Annotated in this window: 12 protein-coding genes; 3 read left to right on the top strand and 9 right to left on the bottom strand. The window is 63.2% G+C overall.

What is annotated here, in order from left to right:
* Nucleotides 1-140 precede the first annotated feature (140 nt).
* From AC0IXR_RS04525 to carB, 7 genes are all read right to left on the bottom strand, one after another.
* Nucleotides 141-1,094 (bottom strand): DUF3800 domain-containing protein, encoded by a 954-nt coding sequence (locus AC0IXR_RS04525; protein ID WP_471760236.1) that lies wholly within the window; start codon nucleotides 1,092-1,094, stop codon nucleotides 141-143.
* Nucleotides 1,095-1,332: 238 nt separating this feature from the next.
* A complete protein-coding gene (locus tag AC0IXR_RS04530) occupies nucleotides 1,333-2,223 on the bottom strand; it encodes a LysR family transcriptional regulator (RefSeq protein ID WP_056431588.1) in 891 nt (296 codons plus the stop codon).
* A gap of 232 nt (nucleotides 2,224-2,455) precedes the next feature.
* Nucleotides 2,456-3,430 (bottom strand): thioredoxin-disulfide reductase, encoded by a 975-nt coding sequence (trxB, locus tag AC0IXR_RS04535; protein ID WP_056431134.1) that lies wholly within the window; start codon nucleotides 3,428-3,430, stop codon nucleotides 2,456-2,458.
* Between the two features lie 14 nt (nucleotides 3,431-3,444).
* Nucleotides 3,445-4,461, bottom strand: coding sequence for a mitochondrial fission ELM1 family protein (locus AC0IXR_RS04540; RefSeq protein WP_156467870.1), 1,017 nt, complete (start codon nucleotides 4,459-4,461; stop codon nucleotides 3,445-3,447).
* Nucleotides 4,462-4,495: 34 nt separating this feature from the next.
* Entirely contained in the window at nucleotides 4,496-5,032 is a 537-nt protein-coding gene (locus tag AC0IXR_RS04545; protein WP_200919173.1) for a hypothetical protein, read from the bottom strand.
* A gap of 18 nt (nucleotides 5,033-5,050) precedes the next feature.
* A complete protein-coding gene (gene greA, locus AC0IXR_RS04550; protein ID WP_187273304.1) occupies nucleotides 5,051-5,527 on the bottom strand; it encodes a transcription elongation factor GreA in 477 nt (158 codons plus the stop codon).
* A 127-nt stretch (nucleotides 5,528-5,654) separates the two neighbouring features.
* Nucleotides 5,655-9,140, bottom strand: a complete 3,486-nt coding sequence (gene carB / locus AC0IXR_RS04555) for a carbamoyl-phosphate synthase large subunit (protein WP_056431125.1) — start codon at nucleotides 9,138-9,140, stop codon at nucleotides 5,655-5,657.
* 317 nt (nucleotides 9,141-9,457) lie between these two features.
* On the opposite strand from carB, the gene AC0IXR_RS04560 reads away from it, so the two are divergent.
* Complete coding sequence (locus AC0IXR_RS04560) at nucleotides 9,458-9,898, top strand: pseudoazurin (RefSeq protein ID WP_471759861.1); 441 nt, start codon at nucleotides 9,458-9,460, stop codon at nucleotides 9,896-9,898.
* 52 nt (nucleotides 9,899-9,950) lie between these two features.
* Here AC0IXR_RS04560 and AC0IXR_RS04565 read toward each other — a convergent pair whose 3' ends face one another.
* Together AC0IXR_RS04565 and carA are read right to left on the bottom strand one after the other, a co-directional pair.
* Complete coding sequence (locus tag AC0IXR_RS04565) at nucleotides 9,951-10,328, bottom strand: hypothetical protein (RefSeq protein ID WP_056431120.1); 378 nt, start codon at nucleotides 10,326-10,328, stop codon at nucleotides 9,951-9,953.
* A 199-nt stretch (nucleotides 10,329-10,527) separates the two neighbouring features.
* Nucleotides 10,528-11,766 (bottom strand): glutamine-hydrolyzing carbamoyl-phosphate synthase small subunit, encoded by a 1,239-nt coding sequence (gene carA / locus AC0IXR_RS04570; RefSeq protein WP_471759862.1) that lies wholly within the window; start codon nucleotides 11,764-11,766, stop codon nucleotides 10,528-10,530.
* Between the two features lie 205 nt (nucleotides 11,767-11,971).
* Here carA and AC0IXR_RS04575 point away from each other — a divergent pair, with 205 nt between their 5' ends.
* The gene (locus AC0IXR_RS04575; RefSeq protein WP_471759863.1) at nucleotides 11,972-12,433 is read left to right on the top strand and encodes a GatB/YqeY domain-containing protein; all 462 of its coding nucleotides are present in this window, start codon (nucleotides 11,972-11,974) and stop codon (nucleotides 12,431-12,433) included.
* Between the two features lie 97 nt (nucleotides 12,434-12,530).
* Nucleotides 12,531-14,453, top strand: coding sequence for a DNA primase (gene dnaG / locus AC0IXR_RS04580; protein WP_471759864.1), 1,923 nt, complete (start codon nucleotides 12,531-12,533; stop codon nucleotides 14,451-14,453).
* Nucleotides 14,454-14,458 lie beyond the last annotated feature (5 nt).

Genomic DNA, 14,458 nt, shown 5'->3' on the forward strand with positions numbered 1-14,458 from the left:
CGAGGCCTGTCCACGCGACCGCACGACATCATACTTACCAAACTCACTGAACGTGATAACGCTCACGAGCTTGTTTGCGATATAGCAAACGCGGCGCTTGAGAAGGTGTTCGCAAAGGCGGTGCCCAAGCGCAAGAAATTTTAAAAGCCTTTGCGAGATGCTTGACGTTTAGCCGCTTCACGCAGCGTAGCGTTGCGGGCAGCCCTCCTTGACATCATGCGTAATTTAAATCGAAATAAAATTTTCTGTAATTTATTGGCGTTAATTGGGAAGAATCCGGAAGCTGATAAGGTGGCAAACTCTTTTCTAATCTTTTGCCATTGTGATTTTCCCTGGGTTAGCTCAATACCAGTCATCTTTTTATGATGGAATGCCCATTTTTCGATGATTGAACTGTCTATATGTTGTGTCATATGGAGACTGTCGCTGCGAAGATAATCAGCCATCGGTAACGTTTCGTGAGGGAAATTATAAGTTTCGTGTTCCCTTCTTATGTGCCAAGCGAGCAAATCTGCGGCTTGCAGAGGAAACGCATTCTTATCACTGTCAAATATTGGAGATCCGCTGATAATCGCTTGCGCATTGAGGGGTAGGTTGTCTTTCATGACCCCGAAAAATGCAGCGACATCAGCGTCTACACCCGCTTGTTCGTCGAAAATAAATTCGATTTGAAGTTGCTCGTCATATTGAGAAACGTATTGAGATATGCCCGCTACAACAGCAAAGTTGGTTATAAAGTGAGCGTTTCCTATGCCGCGAGGCGAATAAGGTTTTAGTATTTCGTCGTTTTCAGCAACGCTGATTGAAAAATGGAACGATATTCCGCCATATTGTTTGACAACGGCCGCTAGTTTAACAACTTTTTCATCACGAGCTTTCGATTGCCAGTACTCAAATTGTCCTCTTAGACTATTTGCCTCACTCATTTTAAAGTATTGAATTGAGGGTCTTTCTTGTAGAACCTGATTCCATGCACGAGAGAAGGCCGTCCATGTCTCTGCCCTGTTGAGATATCCTGCTAAAAATAAGCGACGATCACCTATCTGACTAACGGAATCGTCGGTAAATGCCTGTAATAAAACCAATTTTTTCACTGCCAAAAGACGCGAATGGTATCCGCTTGCAAATACCCGAACTAGAGTTCTGGCTCTCTACCAGCTTCCGTTGGATCGTGAATCTCTACTCATGATTCAGTCATTGATCTATCACTCTTCGATGGAAACTGGGGAGGAAGGCGCTGCCTCGTTGCGTTTGCCAAGTACAACATCGTCCGTGACCGCCAGGCGGCGGTCCTGCGGTAGGTTTAGTTTGAGAATTGTTGCTTCTTGGCGGTCAGTAGGTCCAGCGCTGGGCCTTCGCCACGAGGAAGTCCCTGAAGGCCTGGACGCGCGCCACCGACCGCATCTCCTCGGCATAGACGAGGTAGCTCTCCATATGCGGCATCTCGACGTCGCGCAGCACCTGCATGAGGCCGGTCTGCCCCTCGACCGCGTAATCCGGGAGGATACCGATGCCGGCGCCGGTCTCCATCGCTTTCTGCAGGGCGGCGATATTGTTGACGGTGAAGTGGATCGTTCTCCGCTCCTGGCCTTCACGGCCGACGGTGGACAGCCAATGGGTCGCCAGCAGGTAGGAGGGTTCGTTGCCGCCGAAGGAAACGAGGCGGTGATTGTCGAGATCCGCGATGGATTTCGGCTCGCCGAACCGCTTCACGTAATCGGCCGAGGCGAAGGCATGGTAATGCACCGTGAACAGCCTGCGCTGGATCAGGTCCGGTTGGGCGGGTCGCCGCATCCGAACCGCGACGTCGGCCTCGCGCATGGCCAGATCGAGTTCCTCGTTGGTGAGGATGAGCTCGACGCGGACGTCGGGATAGAGGTCCAGGAATTCCGCGACACGCTGGGCGAGCCAGGAGGTGCCGAGACCCGTCGTGGTCGTCACCTTGAGGTCGCCGCTCGGACGCTCGCTCGTCTCAACGAGGCGCGCCCGGGTGTTCTCCAGTCGCAGCTTCATGTCCCGCGCGGCCCGGAACAGCAGGTCGCCCTGTTCGGTCAGGATGAGGCCCCGGGCGTGGCGGTGAAAGAGGGGAGCCTTCAACTCGCGTTCGAGGGCGCTGATCTGGCGGCTGACCGCCGACTGGCTCAGGCCGATATCGTCGCCCGCGCGGGTGAAGCTGCCAGCCTCGGCAACGTTGAGGAAGATCCGGATCTTGTCCCAGTCCACGGCGTCCAACCCCCTCACGCAGCCCCGTTCCGACGACCGGACTCCCGATGCCGGACCCGGTTCGGTCTGGCATCGGTCTTTGCCGTGTCTCGGTGTGCCCGGCCGCCGTTTCCTACGGTTCGGCCAAACAACACGGGACGCCGAGCCGATGGAACTCGGCTCGTGCTGGTTTTAGGACAACGATCTTGCGATTAGGTTGACGCCCGACGCAAGGCGCCGAACGAAAATTTCCCTATTCAGCGGCAGCCTGCTGTGGGGTTTCACCCAGTTCGAGGGCCGCGAGGTACTTTTCCGCCTCCAGCGCCGCCATGCAGCCCATGCCGGCCGCGGTGATCGCCTGCCGGTAGACATCGTCCGTCACGTCGCCGGCGGCATAGACACCGGGGATCGCCGTCTCGGTCGTGCCCGCCTTCGTCTCGATGTAGCCGCCATGGCGCATGGCGAGCTGTCCCTCGAAGATCCCGGTCGCCGGCTGATGCCCGATGGCGACGAAGACGCCGTCGGCCTTCCGCTCGGTAATCGCGCCCGAGCGCACGTCCTTCAGGCGCAGATGAGTGACCGAGGGCGGTGACTGGCTGCCGCAGATCTCCTCGATCGCGTGGTGCCAGACCACTTCGACGTTGGGATGCTTGAACAGGCGCTCCTGCAGGATGCGCTCCGCACGGAACTCGCCCCGGCGATGGACGACCGTGACCTTCGAGGCGAGGTTGGCGAGATAGAGCGCCTCCTCGACCGCCGTGTTGCCGCCGCCGACCACCACGACCTCCTTGCCGCGAAAGAAGAACCCGTCGCAGGTGGCGCAGGCCGACACGCCGAAGCCTTGGAACTTCGCCTCGGACGGCAGGCCGAGCCATTTCGCCTGCGCCCCGGTGGCGATGATGAGTGCGTCGCAGGTGTAGGTTTCGCCGGAATCGGCTTCCAGATGGAACGGCCGCGCCTGAAGATCGACCTTGGTGATGTACTCGGACACGATCTTCGTGCCGACATGCTCGGCCTGGAGCTTCATCTGCTCCATCAGCCACGGTCCCTGAATGGGATCGGCGAAGCCCGGATAATTCTCGACATCGGTCGTGATCATCAGCTGGCCGCCCGGCTGGAAGCCGGAGATCAGGAGCGGCTCGACCATGGCGCGGGCCGCATAGATGGCGGCGGTGTAGCCGGCCGGGCCTGAGCCGATGATGATGAGCTTGGAATGGTGGGGGGCCATGGTTCGGACGTCTCCTACGGCCGCGACGCAGGTGCGAACCCGGCGCGGTGCTCGATATAGGCGCGGGCCATAGCTTCTGCGATGGTCGGCGTCGCGTCGAGGGGGGTGTAATGCAACTCTTCCAGACGGCCGGTGAAGGGCTTCAGCGCGCCCGCCATGGCCAGCCCGGCGAAGAGCCGCCGGTGCCGGATGTAGGTTTTCGGGAGATCGAAGAGAAGCACCGGCGCGCCGGTGCTCACCGCTTCCCCCACCATATTGGCCGAATCCGACGTGACCACGATGGCGTCGGCGAGCGCCAGCAGCGACACGTAGGGGTTCGCCCCCGTACCGTCCCAGAAGAATCCCTGTTTCTCTTCAACGAGGCGCTGCAAGGCCGAACGCAGGGGCGACGGTGTGCGGCGGGACACCGTGAGCATGAGCGACGCGCCGCCATCGGCCAGCTTCGTCAGATGGGCGAGAAGCCGCTTCATGTCGGTCGTACGGTAGCTCAGATGGCGGCTGTCACCCCCGATCAATACCGCTACGCGAGGCTTCGAAAGATGGGTCAGACGGGGGTCGGGTGAGCGGCGCGCAGCCGCCAGACGTGCCGCTGTCACCTGGTGCGGCGCCGTCAGCGTGGTGAGCACGTTCGGCCCGCGAAGATCGTCGTAATCCGGCACCCAGATGAAATTCGCAGTGTCGTGGCCTGTCCGTGGATCCTTCAGGAAGGCCGTAAAGGTCTGGCCCTTCGACGCTTTTCGGATCGCGCGAAGGTAGGGAACGGCGCGGCGGCCCGAGGCGATCACGATCTCGGGAAAGGGACCGGCCAAGGCACCGCCTCGCTGGCCCGGGCGATCACGCGGGTCGATCGGTCCCCACGGGGCGAGCCAGCCGAAGGGGGGGCGCGGCGAGACGCGGCGGATCTCGTAGTCCAGACCGAGCGTCTCTGCCAGACCGATGCACTGGTTCTCATCGCCGGCCTTGCCGTCCGTAACGATCCAGGCGCCGAGATGAGCGAGTTTTGCGGACACGAGTTCACCAGCAGGTCGCATCACACCGGCTGCTCCCAAGATCGACATGGCTGCGTCAGTTCGACGGGAATGCTCGGCGCAACCAGCCGGCATAGTGCCGGGCTATCGCGGCTACGCGGCGGCGTTCCGAATCCATGTCATACCATGCCCCGCCCGAGCTCGATGGCAGGGCTGAAAGCTGCGGATGCCGGGCAAGCACCTCGCCCCGACGCCCGACGAGCAGGGCTTCGCCATCGAGATAGTCGGATTGCGAGCCGCCACCAAAGCCGCTGCGGCCGCCTTCGCTGCCGGTATAGGGACGTAGCGAAAGGCTCTTGATCCTCACCACCAGAACCGGTCCGGTCCCGCCGAGCCTGTCGGCAAATTCCTGATTCAACGCAGTCAGGAGATCCCCGCGAAGCGCCTCCGCGGGGGCACCGCCGCCCTGAACCAGCAAAGGCCCCACATCCACACGGATGGCCGACAGTTTCGAACTACCGAAGGACGAAAGCCCTTGGGCGAGGGTCGGCGCGGCCATAGCGAGAAGAGCGGCGATAGCGATCGCCGCTCTCTGCAAGATCCTGACTGAAAGGCGGCATGCCGCCGGCTTCATGATGAGATCTCTCCGCCGTCAGACGCCGTACTGGACCGCGACCACTTCGTAGGACTTGCCGCCACCCGGCGTCGTCACCTCTACGGTGTCGCCAACGCCCTTACCGATGAGAGCGCGAGCGATCGGGGAGGTGATCGAGACGAGACCCGAACGGACATCTGCCTCGGGCTCACCAACGAGCTGGTAGGTCTTCTCTTCCTCGGTATCCTCGTCCACCAGTTTCACGGTGGCGCCGAACTTGATCTTGGTGCCGGACAGCTTGGTCACGTCAATCACCTCGGCCCGGGCGATCATGCTCTCGAGCTCCATGACGCGGCCCTCGTTGTGGGACTGCGCTTCCTTGGCGGCATGATACTCAGCATTTTCCGAGAGGTCGCCGAGCGCGCGCGCTTCAGAGATGGCCTGGATGATGCGCTGACGCTCCACCTGCTGGCGATGCTTCAGCTCGGCTTCCAGCGCAGCGAACCCGCGCACCGTCATCGGAACCTTGTCTATCGTCATCGTCTCGCGCCACAATGAATAGGCCCGGTCGGGAGCGGAATGCTCCCTCCGGGCCAGAGTAAGATGGTCTTGAAGCCTTGGCACCTGCTACGTCCAATCAAGTCGGACGCAGCATCAAATGTTAGGCCGCGAAGTATTCCTGCAAAGCGCGGACTTGGAGATCACCTTCGAGATAGGCCTTGATCCCCTCGGCCGCTGCCATCGCTCCGGCTAGAGTGGTGTAGTACGGGACTTTATGCAAGAGGGCCGCCCTGCGCAGGGAGCGCGAGTCCGAGAGTGCGCCTGCGCCTTCCGTCGTGTTGAACACCAGCTGGATGTCGCCGTTCTTGATCGAATCGACCACGTGCGGCCGGCCCTCCAGCACCTTGTTCACCCGCTCCGTGGGGACGCCGTTCTCCAAGAGGTAGCGCTGCGTCCCGCTGGTGGCGACGATGACGAAACCTGCCTCCGACAACTCCCGGATGGCCGGCAGGATGCGGGCCTTGTCGGCATCACGGACCGAAACGAACACCGCGCCGCTTTTCGGCACGAGCGTGCCCGAGCCGAGCTGGCTCTTGGCGAAGGCGACGCCGAAACTCGAATCGAGGCCGATGACCTCACCGGTGGAGCGCATCTCCGGTCCGAGCAGGACATCGACGCCAGGGAAACGGGCGAAGGGGAACACGGCTTCCTTGACGGCGATGTGGTCGAGGACCTTGGGCTTGAGCCCGAAACTCGCGAGCGGCTCGCCGGCCATGACACGCGCCGCGATCTTGGCGATGGGCTCGCCGATAACCTTGGCGACGAAGGGTACCGTGCGGGATGCCCGCGGGTTCACCTCCAGCACGTAGATCGCGCCGTCCTTGATGGCGTATTGCACGTTCATCAGGCCGCCGACCTGTAGGGCCAGCGCCATCGCTCTGGTCTGGCGCTCCAGTTCGGCGATGGTCTCGGGCGAGAGCGAGCGCGAGGGCAGCGAGCAGGCGGAATCGCCCGAATGGATGCCAGCCTCCTCGATGTGCTCCATGATGCCGGCGATATAGACGTCCTTGCCGTCGCAGATGGCATCCACATCGATCTCGGTGGCATCCGAAAGATAGCGGTCGAACAGGAGCGGGTTCTTACCCAGCACCGTGTTGATCTGGCCGGTCTTGTCGTTGGGGTAGCGCGATTTCACGTCCGACGGGATCAGGCTCGGCAGAGTGTCGAGGAGATAGTCGGCGAACTGGACCTCGTCGCGAATGATCGCCATGGCGCGGCCGCCCAGCACATAGCTCGGCCGCACCACGAAGGGCAGGCCGAGATCCGAGGCCACGAGACGGCTCTGCTCGACGGAATAGGCGATGCCGTTCTTCGGCTGCTTCATCCCGAGCTTGTCGAGGAGGCGCTTGAACTGGTCGCGGTCCTCGGCGAGGTCGATAGCGTCCGGTGAGGTGCCGAGGATCGGCACGCCGGCCGCTTCGAGCGCGCGGGCGAGCTTCAGCGGGGTCTGGCCGCCGAACTGGACGATGACGCCGTGCAGTGTGCCGGCCTGCCGCTCGGTCTCGATGATCTCGAGCACGTCCTCCTGCGTCAGCGGCTCGAAATAAAGCCGGTCGGAGGTGTCGTAGTCGGTGGAGACCGTCTCCGGGTTGCAGTTGACCATGATGGTCTCGTAGCCGGCCTCGGTGAGCGCGAAACAGGCGTGACAACAGCAATAGTCGAACTCGATGCCCTGGCCGATGCGGTTGGGCCCGCCGCCGAGGATGATGACCTTCTTGGCGTCGGTGGGCTGCGCCTCGTCGACCACGGCGCCGGCGAAGGGCGCCACGTAGGTGGAATACATGTAGGCGGTGGGCGCCTTGAACTCGGCCGCGCAGGTGTCGATGCGCTTGAAGACCGGGCGGACGCCCAGCGCCCGGCGGGCGGCTCGGACGCTGTCCTCGTCGGTCTTGGCGAGCACCGCGAGGCGGGCATCCGAGAAGCCCGCCGCCTTGAGCTGGCGCAGCGCGCCGGGTGTGGTGGGGATGCCGTGGGCCTTGACCCGGTTCTCCAAGTCGATGATCGCCTGGAGTTGCTCTAGGAACCACGGATCGATCTTGCACGAGGCGTGGACCTCCTCGTGGCTGACGCCGAGGCGGAGCGCCTGACCCACCTTCAGCAGACGGTCCGGGGTCGGCGTGCCCAGGGCCGCCTTGATGGCATTGTGGTCATCGCCCTTGCCGAGCCCCTCGATCTCGATCTCGTCGAGGCCGGTGAGGCCGGTCTCCAGGGAGCGCAGGGCCTTCTGCAGCGATTCGGCAAAGCAACGGCCGATGGCCATGGCCTCGCCCACCGACTTCATCGCCGTGGTCAGCGTCGGCTCGGCGCCGGGGAACTTCTCGAAGGCGAAGCGCGGAATCTTGGTGACGACGTAGTCGATGGTCGGCTCGAACGAGGCCGGGGTCGCGCCGCCGGTGATGTCGTTGGCGATCTCGTCGAGGGTGTATCCCACCGCGAGCTTGGCCGCGACCTTGGCGATGGGGAAGCCCGTGGCCTTGGAGGCGAGCGCGGACGAGCGCGACACGCGCGGGTTCATCTCGATGACGATCATCCGGCCGGTGGCCGGGTCGATGGCGAACTGCACGTTCGAGCCGCCGGTCTCCACGCCGATCTCACGCAGCACCGCGAGCGATGCGTCGCGCATCACCTGATACTCTTTGTCCGTGAGCGTCAGGGCTGGGGCCACGGTGATGGAATCGCCGGTATGGACGCCCATCGGATCGATGTTCTCGATGGAGCAGACGATGATGCAGTTGTCGTTCTTATCACGAACGACCTCCATCTCGTATTCCTTCCAACCGAGGACGCTCTCCTCGATCAGGACCTCGTTTGTCGGCGAAGCGTCGATGCCGCGCTCCACGATGTCGAGGAATTCTTCCCGGTTGTAGGCGATGCCGCCGCCGGTGCCGCCCATGGTGAAGGAGGGGCGGATGATGGCCGGCAGGCCGACTTCGGCCAGCGCGATCAGCGCTTGTCCGATGGCATGCTCGCCGTAGCGCTTGCGCCGGTCGGACTCGCCTGCGTGCCACTTCTTCTCGAATGCGGCGAGGGCGGCCGGGCGAGTGGCCTCGTCGGTGGAGGTCTCGATCCGGGCGATCTCGGCGAGGTACTTTTCGCGATCCACCTTCTTGGCGGCGGATGCGTTGGCGACGGCCGATTTCGGCGTTTCCAGGCCGATCTTGGTCATCGCGTCGCGAAACAACTGCCGATCCTCGGCCTTGTCGATGGCCTCGGCCGTTGCGCCGATCATCTGGACGTCGAATTTTTCGAGTATGCCCAGCTTCTTGAGCGAGAGGGCGCAGTTCAAGGCCGTCTGGCCGCCCATGGTCGGCAGCAGGGCGAAGCCGCCGGGAAGGACGTGACGCTCCTTCTCGATGATCTTGGCAACGATCTCCGGCGTGATTGGCTCGACATAGGTCGCATCCGCCATGTCCGGGTCGGTCATGATGGTCGCCGGGTTCGAATTGACCAGCACGATCCGGTAACCCTCCTCGCGGAGGGCCTTGCAGGCCTGCGTCCCGGAATAGTCGAACTCGCAGGCCTGCCCGATCACGATCGGACCGGCACCGATGATGAGGATCGTGGAGAGGTCGGTGCGTTTCGGCATCGGGCGCCTTGGCTTGCGGACGCGCGCATCCGTCAAGCGCGGCGCCACAATCTGGAGCGGGCCGGATATGGACGCGAGCGGCGTGAATGATCGTTAGGGTTCGCGTCTACACGCGGCGGGAGGGTTTTGGAAGAGCGTCGAGAGGCTTGGCGACGATTGTGCCCGCCTCGGATGACCGCTCGTTCGCCGCCAAGAATAATCAAACTATAATAACTATAAATCTAAGAAGATGCAAAATATTGCGCCCAAGACGGAGCTGTGTAATTGAGACGATCGGCGCGTTGTCGATCTCGAACAAGACTAATTCGAGGATAAGAATGATAAAGCTAGGAACGCTCATGGGCACGCTGGCCCTGTGCATCACCTCCGGCCCAGCCGCTTTCGCCGCCGAGATCGCCGTGAAGACCCTCAACAGCGGGCCGGGTGGTCTAATGGTCTTCGACCCTGCCTTCGTGAAGTTAGCGCCGGGCGACAGCATCAAGTTCGTCCCCCAGGACAAGGGGCACAATGCCGAACTGATCAAGGGCATGGCGCCCGAGGGAGCGGAAACCTTCAAGACCGTCCTGGGCAAAGAAGAGGTCGTCAAGTTCGACAAGCCCGGGGTCTACGGCATCAAGTGCTCGCCGCATTACCTCATGGGCATGATCGCCGTGGTGGTGGTCGGCGACAAGCCGGAGAACCTCGAAGCGGCGAAGGCGGTGACGCACAACAAGCTCGCCGCCAAGCGGTTCGAGCCCCTGCTCGCCCAGGTTCAGTGACGTAAGAAGAGGAGGCGGCGCCAAGCCGCCTCCGACTACCCGCGCGGTACGATCAGAGGCCGATATAGAGGGCGGCCACCGCGCGATCGATGGAAAGATAGAACACGCCGAAGGCCACGGCGGCGGCGGCGGCGAATTCCAGGGCGACGTTGGGCAGGGTCTGCGAGCGGCGCAGGATCTCGCGGCCGAAGAACAGGCTGAGCCAGGCAATCGTGAGGACGACGGGCAGGACGAACAGGAAGGACCAGGTGCTCTCGATGGTCTGGGTGCCGCCGGCCGGGTCGATGAGCGCGCGGATGTTGCGGACCCAGGGGGCGTAGCAGGCCGAATACAGGGCGGTCATCCAGGCGAGAGCGACGGCCACGCCGAGATGGAACGTGAAGACCCGATGCAGGCGCGAGAAATCATCGCGCGCGTCGTCGAACGTCATGTGGAAAACCCCGTGCTCAAGGCAGTAGGACGATCGTCGCGGCGGTGTCACCGTGCCGATCGTCGTTGGCTTCGGGGAGTGCCGGTCAAAGCCGGGTTTTTTGTGACAAGGAGGGAACCATTTCGCGAATGCCCCGGCGGCGATCCGCCGGAACTCAAGGGATGGGTGCGAAAGCGCCTGACGCGGCGAACGAACGGACCTACGCGGCGCCGGTGGGAGTCGTCTCGGGCTTGCCGCTGCGCATCAGCGCCACGAACCGCTCGAACAGGTAGTGGCTGTCGCGCGGGCCCGGCGAGGCTTCGGGGTGGTGCTGTACCGAGAAGGCCGGGCGGTCGGTGAGGGTAAGGCCGCAATTCGAGCCGTCGAACAGCGAGATATGCGTCTCCACCGCCGTCTCGGGCAGGCTGGCCGGATCGACGGCGAAGCCGTGGTTCATCGAGACGATCTCGACCTTCCCCGTAGTCTTGTCCTTCACCGGGTGGTTGGCCCCGTGATGGCCCTGAGCCATCTTCACGGTGCGTCCGCCGAGCGCGAGGCCCATGAGCTGGTGTCCCAGGCAGATGCCGAAGGTCGGCACCTTCTCCTCCAGAAGCTCGCGGATCACCGGGACCGCGTATTCGCCGGTGGCGGCCGGATCGCCTGGACCGTTCGAGAGGAAGACGCCGTCGGGCTTCATCGCCATGATCGCGGCGGCGGAGGTGGTGGCAGGCACGACGGTGACGTCGCAGCCGGCCTCGGCGAGCAGGCGCAGGATGTTGCGCTTCACCCCGTAATCGATGGCGACGACCTTGAGGCCCTCGCCGATCTGGCGGCTGCCGTAGCCGCTCTTCACCGCCCAGGTCGTCTGCGACCAATCGGAAGTCTCGCGGCTCGTGACCGGCGGAACGAGGTCGAGACCCTCCATCGGGGCGAGGGCGGCCGCGCGCGCCTTCAGTGCCTCGCGGTCGAACCGCCCCTCCGGATCGTTGGCGATGACGGCGTTGGGCATGCCGTGGTCGCGGATGAGGGCTGTGAGCGCCCGCGTGTCGATCCCGGTGATGCCGACGATGCCGCGCGCCTTCAGCCAGGCGTCGAGATGGCTCGACGAGCGCCAGCTCGACGGGTTGGTGACGGCCGAGGCGATGACCGCGCCGCGGACGCCGGAGGCGGGGGCCGCGTCGAGGCTCTCCAGGTCTTCGTCGTTGGTGCCGGTATTGCCGATATGCGGAAAGGTGAAGGTGACGATCTGGCCGGCATAAGAGGGGTCGGTGAGGATTTCCTGGTAGCCGGTCATTGCGGTGTTGAAACAGACCTCGCCATCGGCGGCCCCGGTCTGACCGATGCCGAATCCTTCGAGGACGGTGCCGTCGGCCAGCACGAGGAGGGCTGTCGCGACGGGCTCGGCCCACGGTGCGGGCGTGGAGGATGATTGCGCTGGAGCGCCTTCGTCTTGCAGCATCGTCGCGATCTCGCTTATGTCCGGCCGACCCATCGACGCCGGTACGACGGCGCGTGCGGGTGGCGCATTGTGCGGCGCTCATAACGAGCGGGCCGTGATGGGGTCAATGTGGCCTCGGCGTTCGACCGGCTCAACCACTTCGATTCGCAGAATCTCGCAATTCGCACACCATTCCCGTTATCGGGACTACTTTCAGGAGACAACCATGCTGCGCGCCCGCCTTACCAGCGACATGAAAGAGGCCATGAAGGCCGGCGACAAGGCCAAGCTCGCCACTGTGCGGATGATTCAAGCCGCTTTGAAGGACAAAGACATCGAGGCCCGCGGTCTCGGCAAAGAGCCAGCCACAGAGGAAGAAATTCTCGCGCTACTGCAGAAAATGATCAAACAGCGCAACGAATCCGCTGGCGTCTATGATCAGGGTGGCCGCCCCGAACTCGCTGAGAATGAGCGGGCCGAGGCTGCGATCATCGCGGGTTATCTGCCCCAACAGATGGATGAGGCCGAGACGAGAGCTGCGATCGAGGCGGCTGTCGCGGAAACCGGTGCGGCTGGTCCTAAGGACATGGGCAAGGTCATTGCCGTGTTGAAAGGAAATTTCGCGGGCCGGATGGATTTCGGCAAGGCTAGCGGTCTGGTGAAGGACGTGCTGAACGCCAAACCCTGACCGATGGGGTTTCAAGGGGGAGAGCGTGCGTCGAAGCGTTCGGGACTCTTTAAACGCACTGGGCTAGAATGAACCTCTGCGAAGGTTTGGTGCCCCAGTGCGTTACCCACCCCACATCCTCGAAGAGATCAGAGCGCGGCTTCCCGCCTCCGACGTGGTCGGGCGGCGGGTGCGGCTGAAGAAGGCGGGCCGCGAGTGGCGCGGCCTATCGCCCTTCAACTCGGAGAAGACGCCGTCCTTCTATGTGAACGACCAGAAGCAGTTCTACCACTGTTTTTCGAGCGGTAAGCACGGCGACGTCTTCACGTTCCTGATGGAGACCGAAGGCCTCAGCTTTCCCGAGGCGGTGGAGCGCCTGGCCGGGGAGGCGGGGGTGACCCTGCCCGCGCCCAGCGCCGACACGCGGGAGATGGAAACCAAGCGCACCGGCGCTTTCGAGGTCATGGAACTGGCGGCCGCCTATTACGAGGACCAGCTCAAGGGCCGCCTCGGCACCGGCGCCCGCGCCTATCTCGACCGGCGCGAACTCGGCCCCGAGATCCGCTCGCGTTTCCGGCTCGGCTACGCCACGTCGGAGCGCTACGGCCTGCGCGATCATCTGGCCGCGAAGGGCGTGGACAAGGAGCTGATGGCCGAACTCGGACTGCTCGTCAGTGGCGACGACATCGCCGTCCCCTTCGACAAGTTCCGCGACCGGGTGATGTTTCCCATCACCGACAGCCGGGGCCGGGTCATCGCCTTCGGCGGGCGTGCGATGCAGGCCGACGCCAAGGCGAAGTACATGAATTCGCCGGAGACCCCGCTCTTCCACAAGGGGCAGGTGCTCTACAACCTGCATGGCGCCCGCAAAGCGGCCCATGATCGTGGGACGATCATCGCGGTCGAAGGCTATGTCGACGTCATCGCCATGACCATGGCCGGACACCCGAACGCCGTCGCCGGCCTCGGGACGGCCTTGACGGAGGAGCAGCTGGCACTGCTCTGGCGCCATGCCGACGAACCGATCCTGTGCTTCGATGGAGACGGCGCCGGCCAGCGCGCGGCGTTCAAGGCACTCGACGTGGCCCTGCCGGGATTGACGCCTGGAAAGTCGCTGCGCTTCGCGCTTCTACCGGAGGGGCAGGACCCCGATGACCTGCTCCGCTCGGCCGGCGCTTCGGCCATCGATCGCGTTCTCGAAGGCGCCCGCCCCCTTGTCGACGTTCTATGGTCGCGCGCTACGGAATCCACGCCAGCGGATACGCCCGAACGCAAGGCTGGTCTCGCCAAAGGGCTTCGCGAGATGGTCGCTTCGATCCGCGACGAGACAGTGAGACGGTTCTATAAGGATGAGATAGAGGGGCGCCTTCGTGGCCTCTCACCCGCTAGTAGCGGTGGCCAGCGTCGGACCGGTTATGAGCCCCGGAACGGTGGTGTATCGACGTTTCAGCGCAAACCGCGACCTGGTGATCCGCCGCCATCACCGCGAATCACTACGAAGTTCAACCCGCTCTTTGCTGGATCGACTAATTCCGGCGGGACGGCAATGTTTCGCGATCGTGAGGCTATGATCGTCTCGAGCTTGCTGGCTCACCCGGAATTATTGGGGATAGAAGCCGAGGATCTGGCAGCGCTGGAACTCGACGATCCCGACGCACAGGCGCTACGGTCCCTGCTGCTTGACCAGGCCGCGGACGCCGATCAGCCGGATGTGGAGGTGCTGGAAACTCGTTTGCGCAGGGCTGGGCTCGGCGAGGCAGCGATACGGCTCGCCTCCCATGTCCGGCCTGGTGACCGCTGGACGCTCGATCCGCATGCGGACCGGATGCGGCTGGAAGACGCATTGCGTCAGGCCGTGATCTTGCACCGGAAGTCTGGCGCGCTAAATAGCGAGCTTCGCTCTGCCGAGCGCGCACTGGTCGAGGATGAATCCGAGGCCAACTTCGCTTGGCTTTGCGACGTCAAGGAACGTATGGCCGTAGTCGCAGGGGCAGAGGCAGACGCCGACGTGCCAGAATCAGACGATACGGCGGCCGCGTAACCACG

The sequence above is a fragment of the Methylobacterium sp. AC832 genome, from assembly GCF_979256025.1.

Bases quoted from the DNA above. Each gene is read 5' to 3' on its own strand.
- trxB (WP_056431134.1), bottom strand. From the start codon at position 3,430: ATGGCCCCCCACCATTCCAAGCTCATCATCATCGGCTCAGGCCCGGCC.
- AC0IXR_RS04540 (WP_156467870.1), bottom strand. From the start codon at position 4,461: ATGCGACCTGCTGGTGAACTCGTGTCCGCAAAACTCGCTCATCTCGGC.
- AC0IXR_RS04545 (WP_200919173.1), bottom strand. From the start codon at position 5,032: ATGAAGCCGGCGGCATGCCGCCTTTCAGTCAGGATCTTGCAGAGAGCG.
- carB (WP_056431125.1), bottom strand. From the start codon at position 9,140: ATGCCGAAACGCACCGACCTCTCCACGATCCTCATCATCGGTGCCGGT.
- AC0IXR_RS04560 (WP_471759861.1), top strand. From the start codon at position 9,458: ATGATAAAGCTAGGAACGCTCATGGGCACGCTGGCCCTGTGCATCACC.
- AC0IXR_RS04565 (WP_056431120.1), bottom strand. From the start codon at position 10,328: ATGACGTTCGACGACGCGCGCGATGATTTCTCGCGCCTGCATCGGGTC.
- carA (WP_471759862.1), bottom strand. From the start codon at position 11,766: ATGCTGCAAGACGAAGGCGCTCCAGCGCAATCATCCTCCACGCCCGCA.
- AC0IXR_RS04575 (WP_471759863.1), top strand. From the start codon at position 11,972: ATGCTGCGCGCCCGCCTTACCAGCGACATGAAAGAGGCCATGAAGGCC.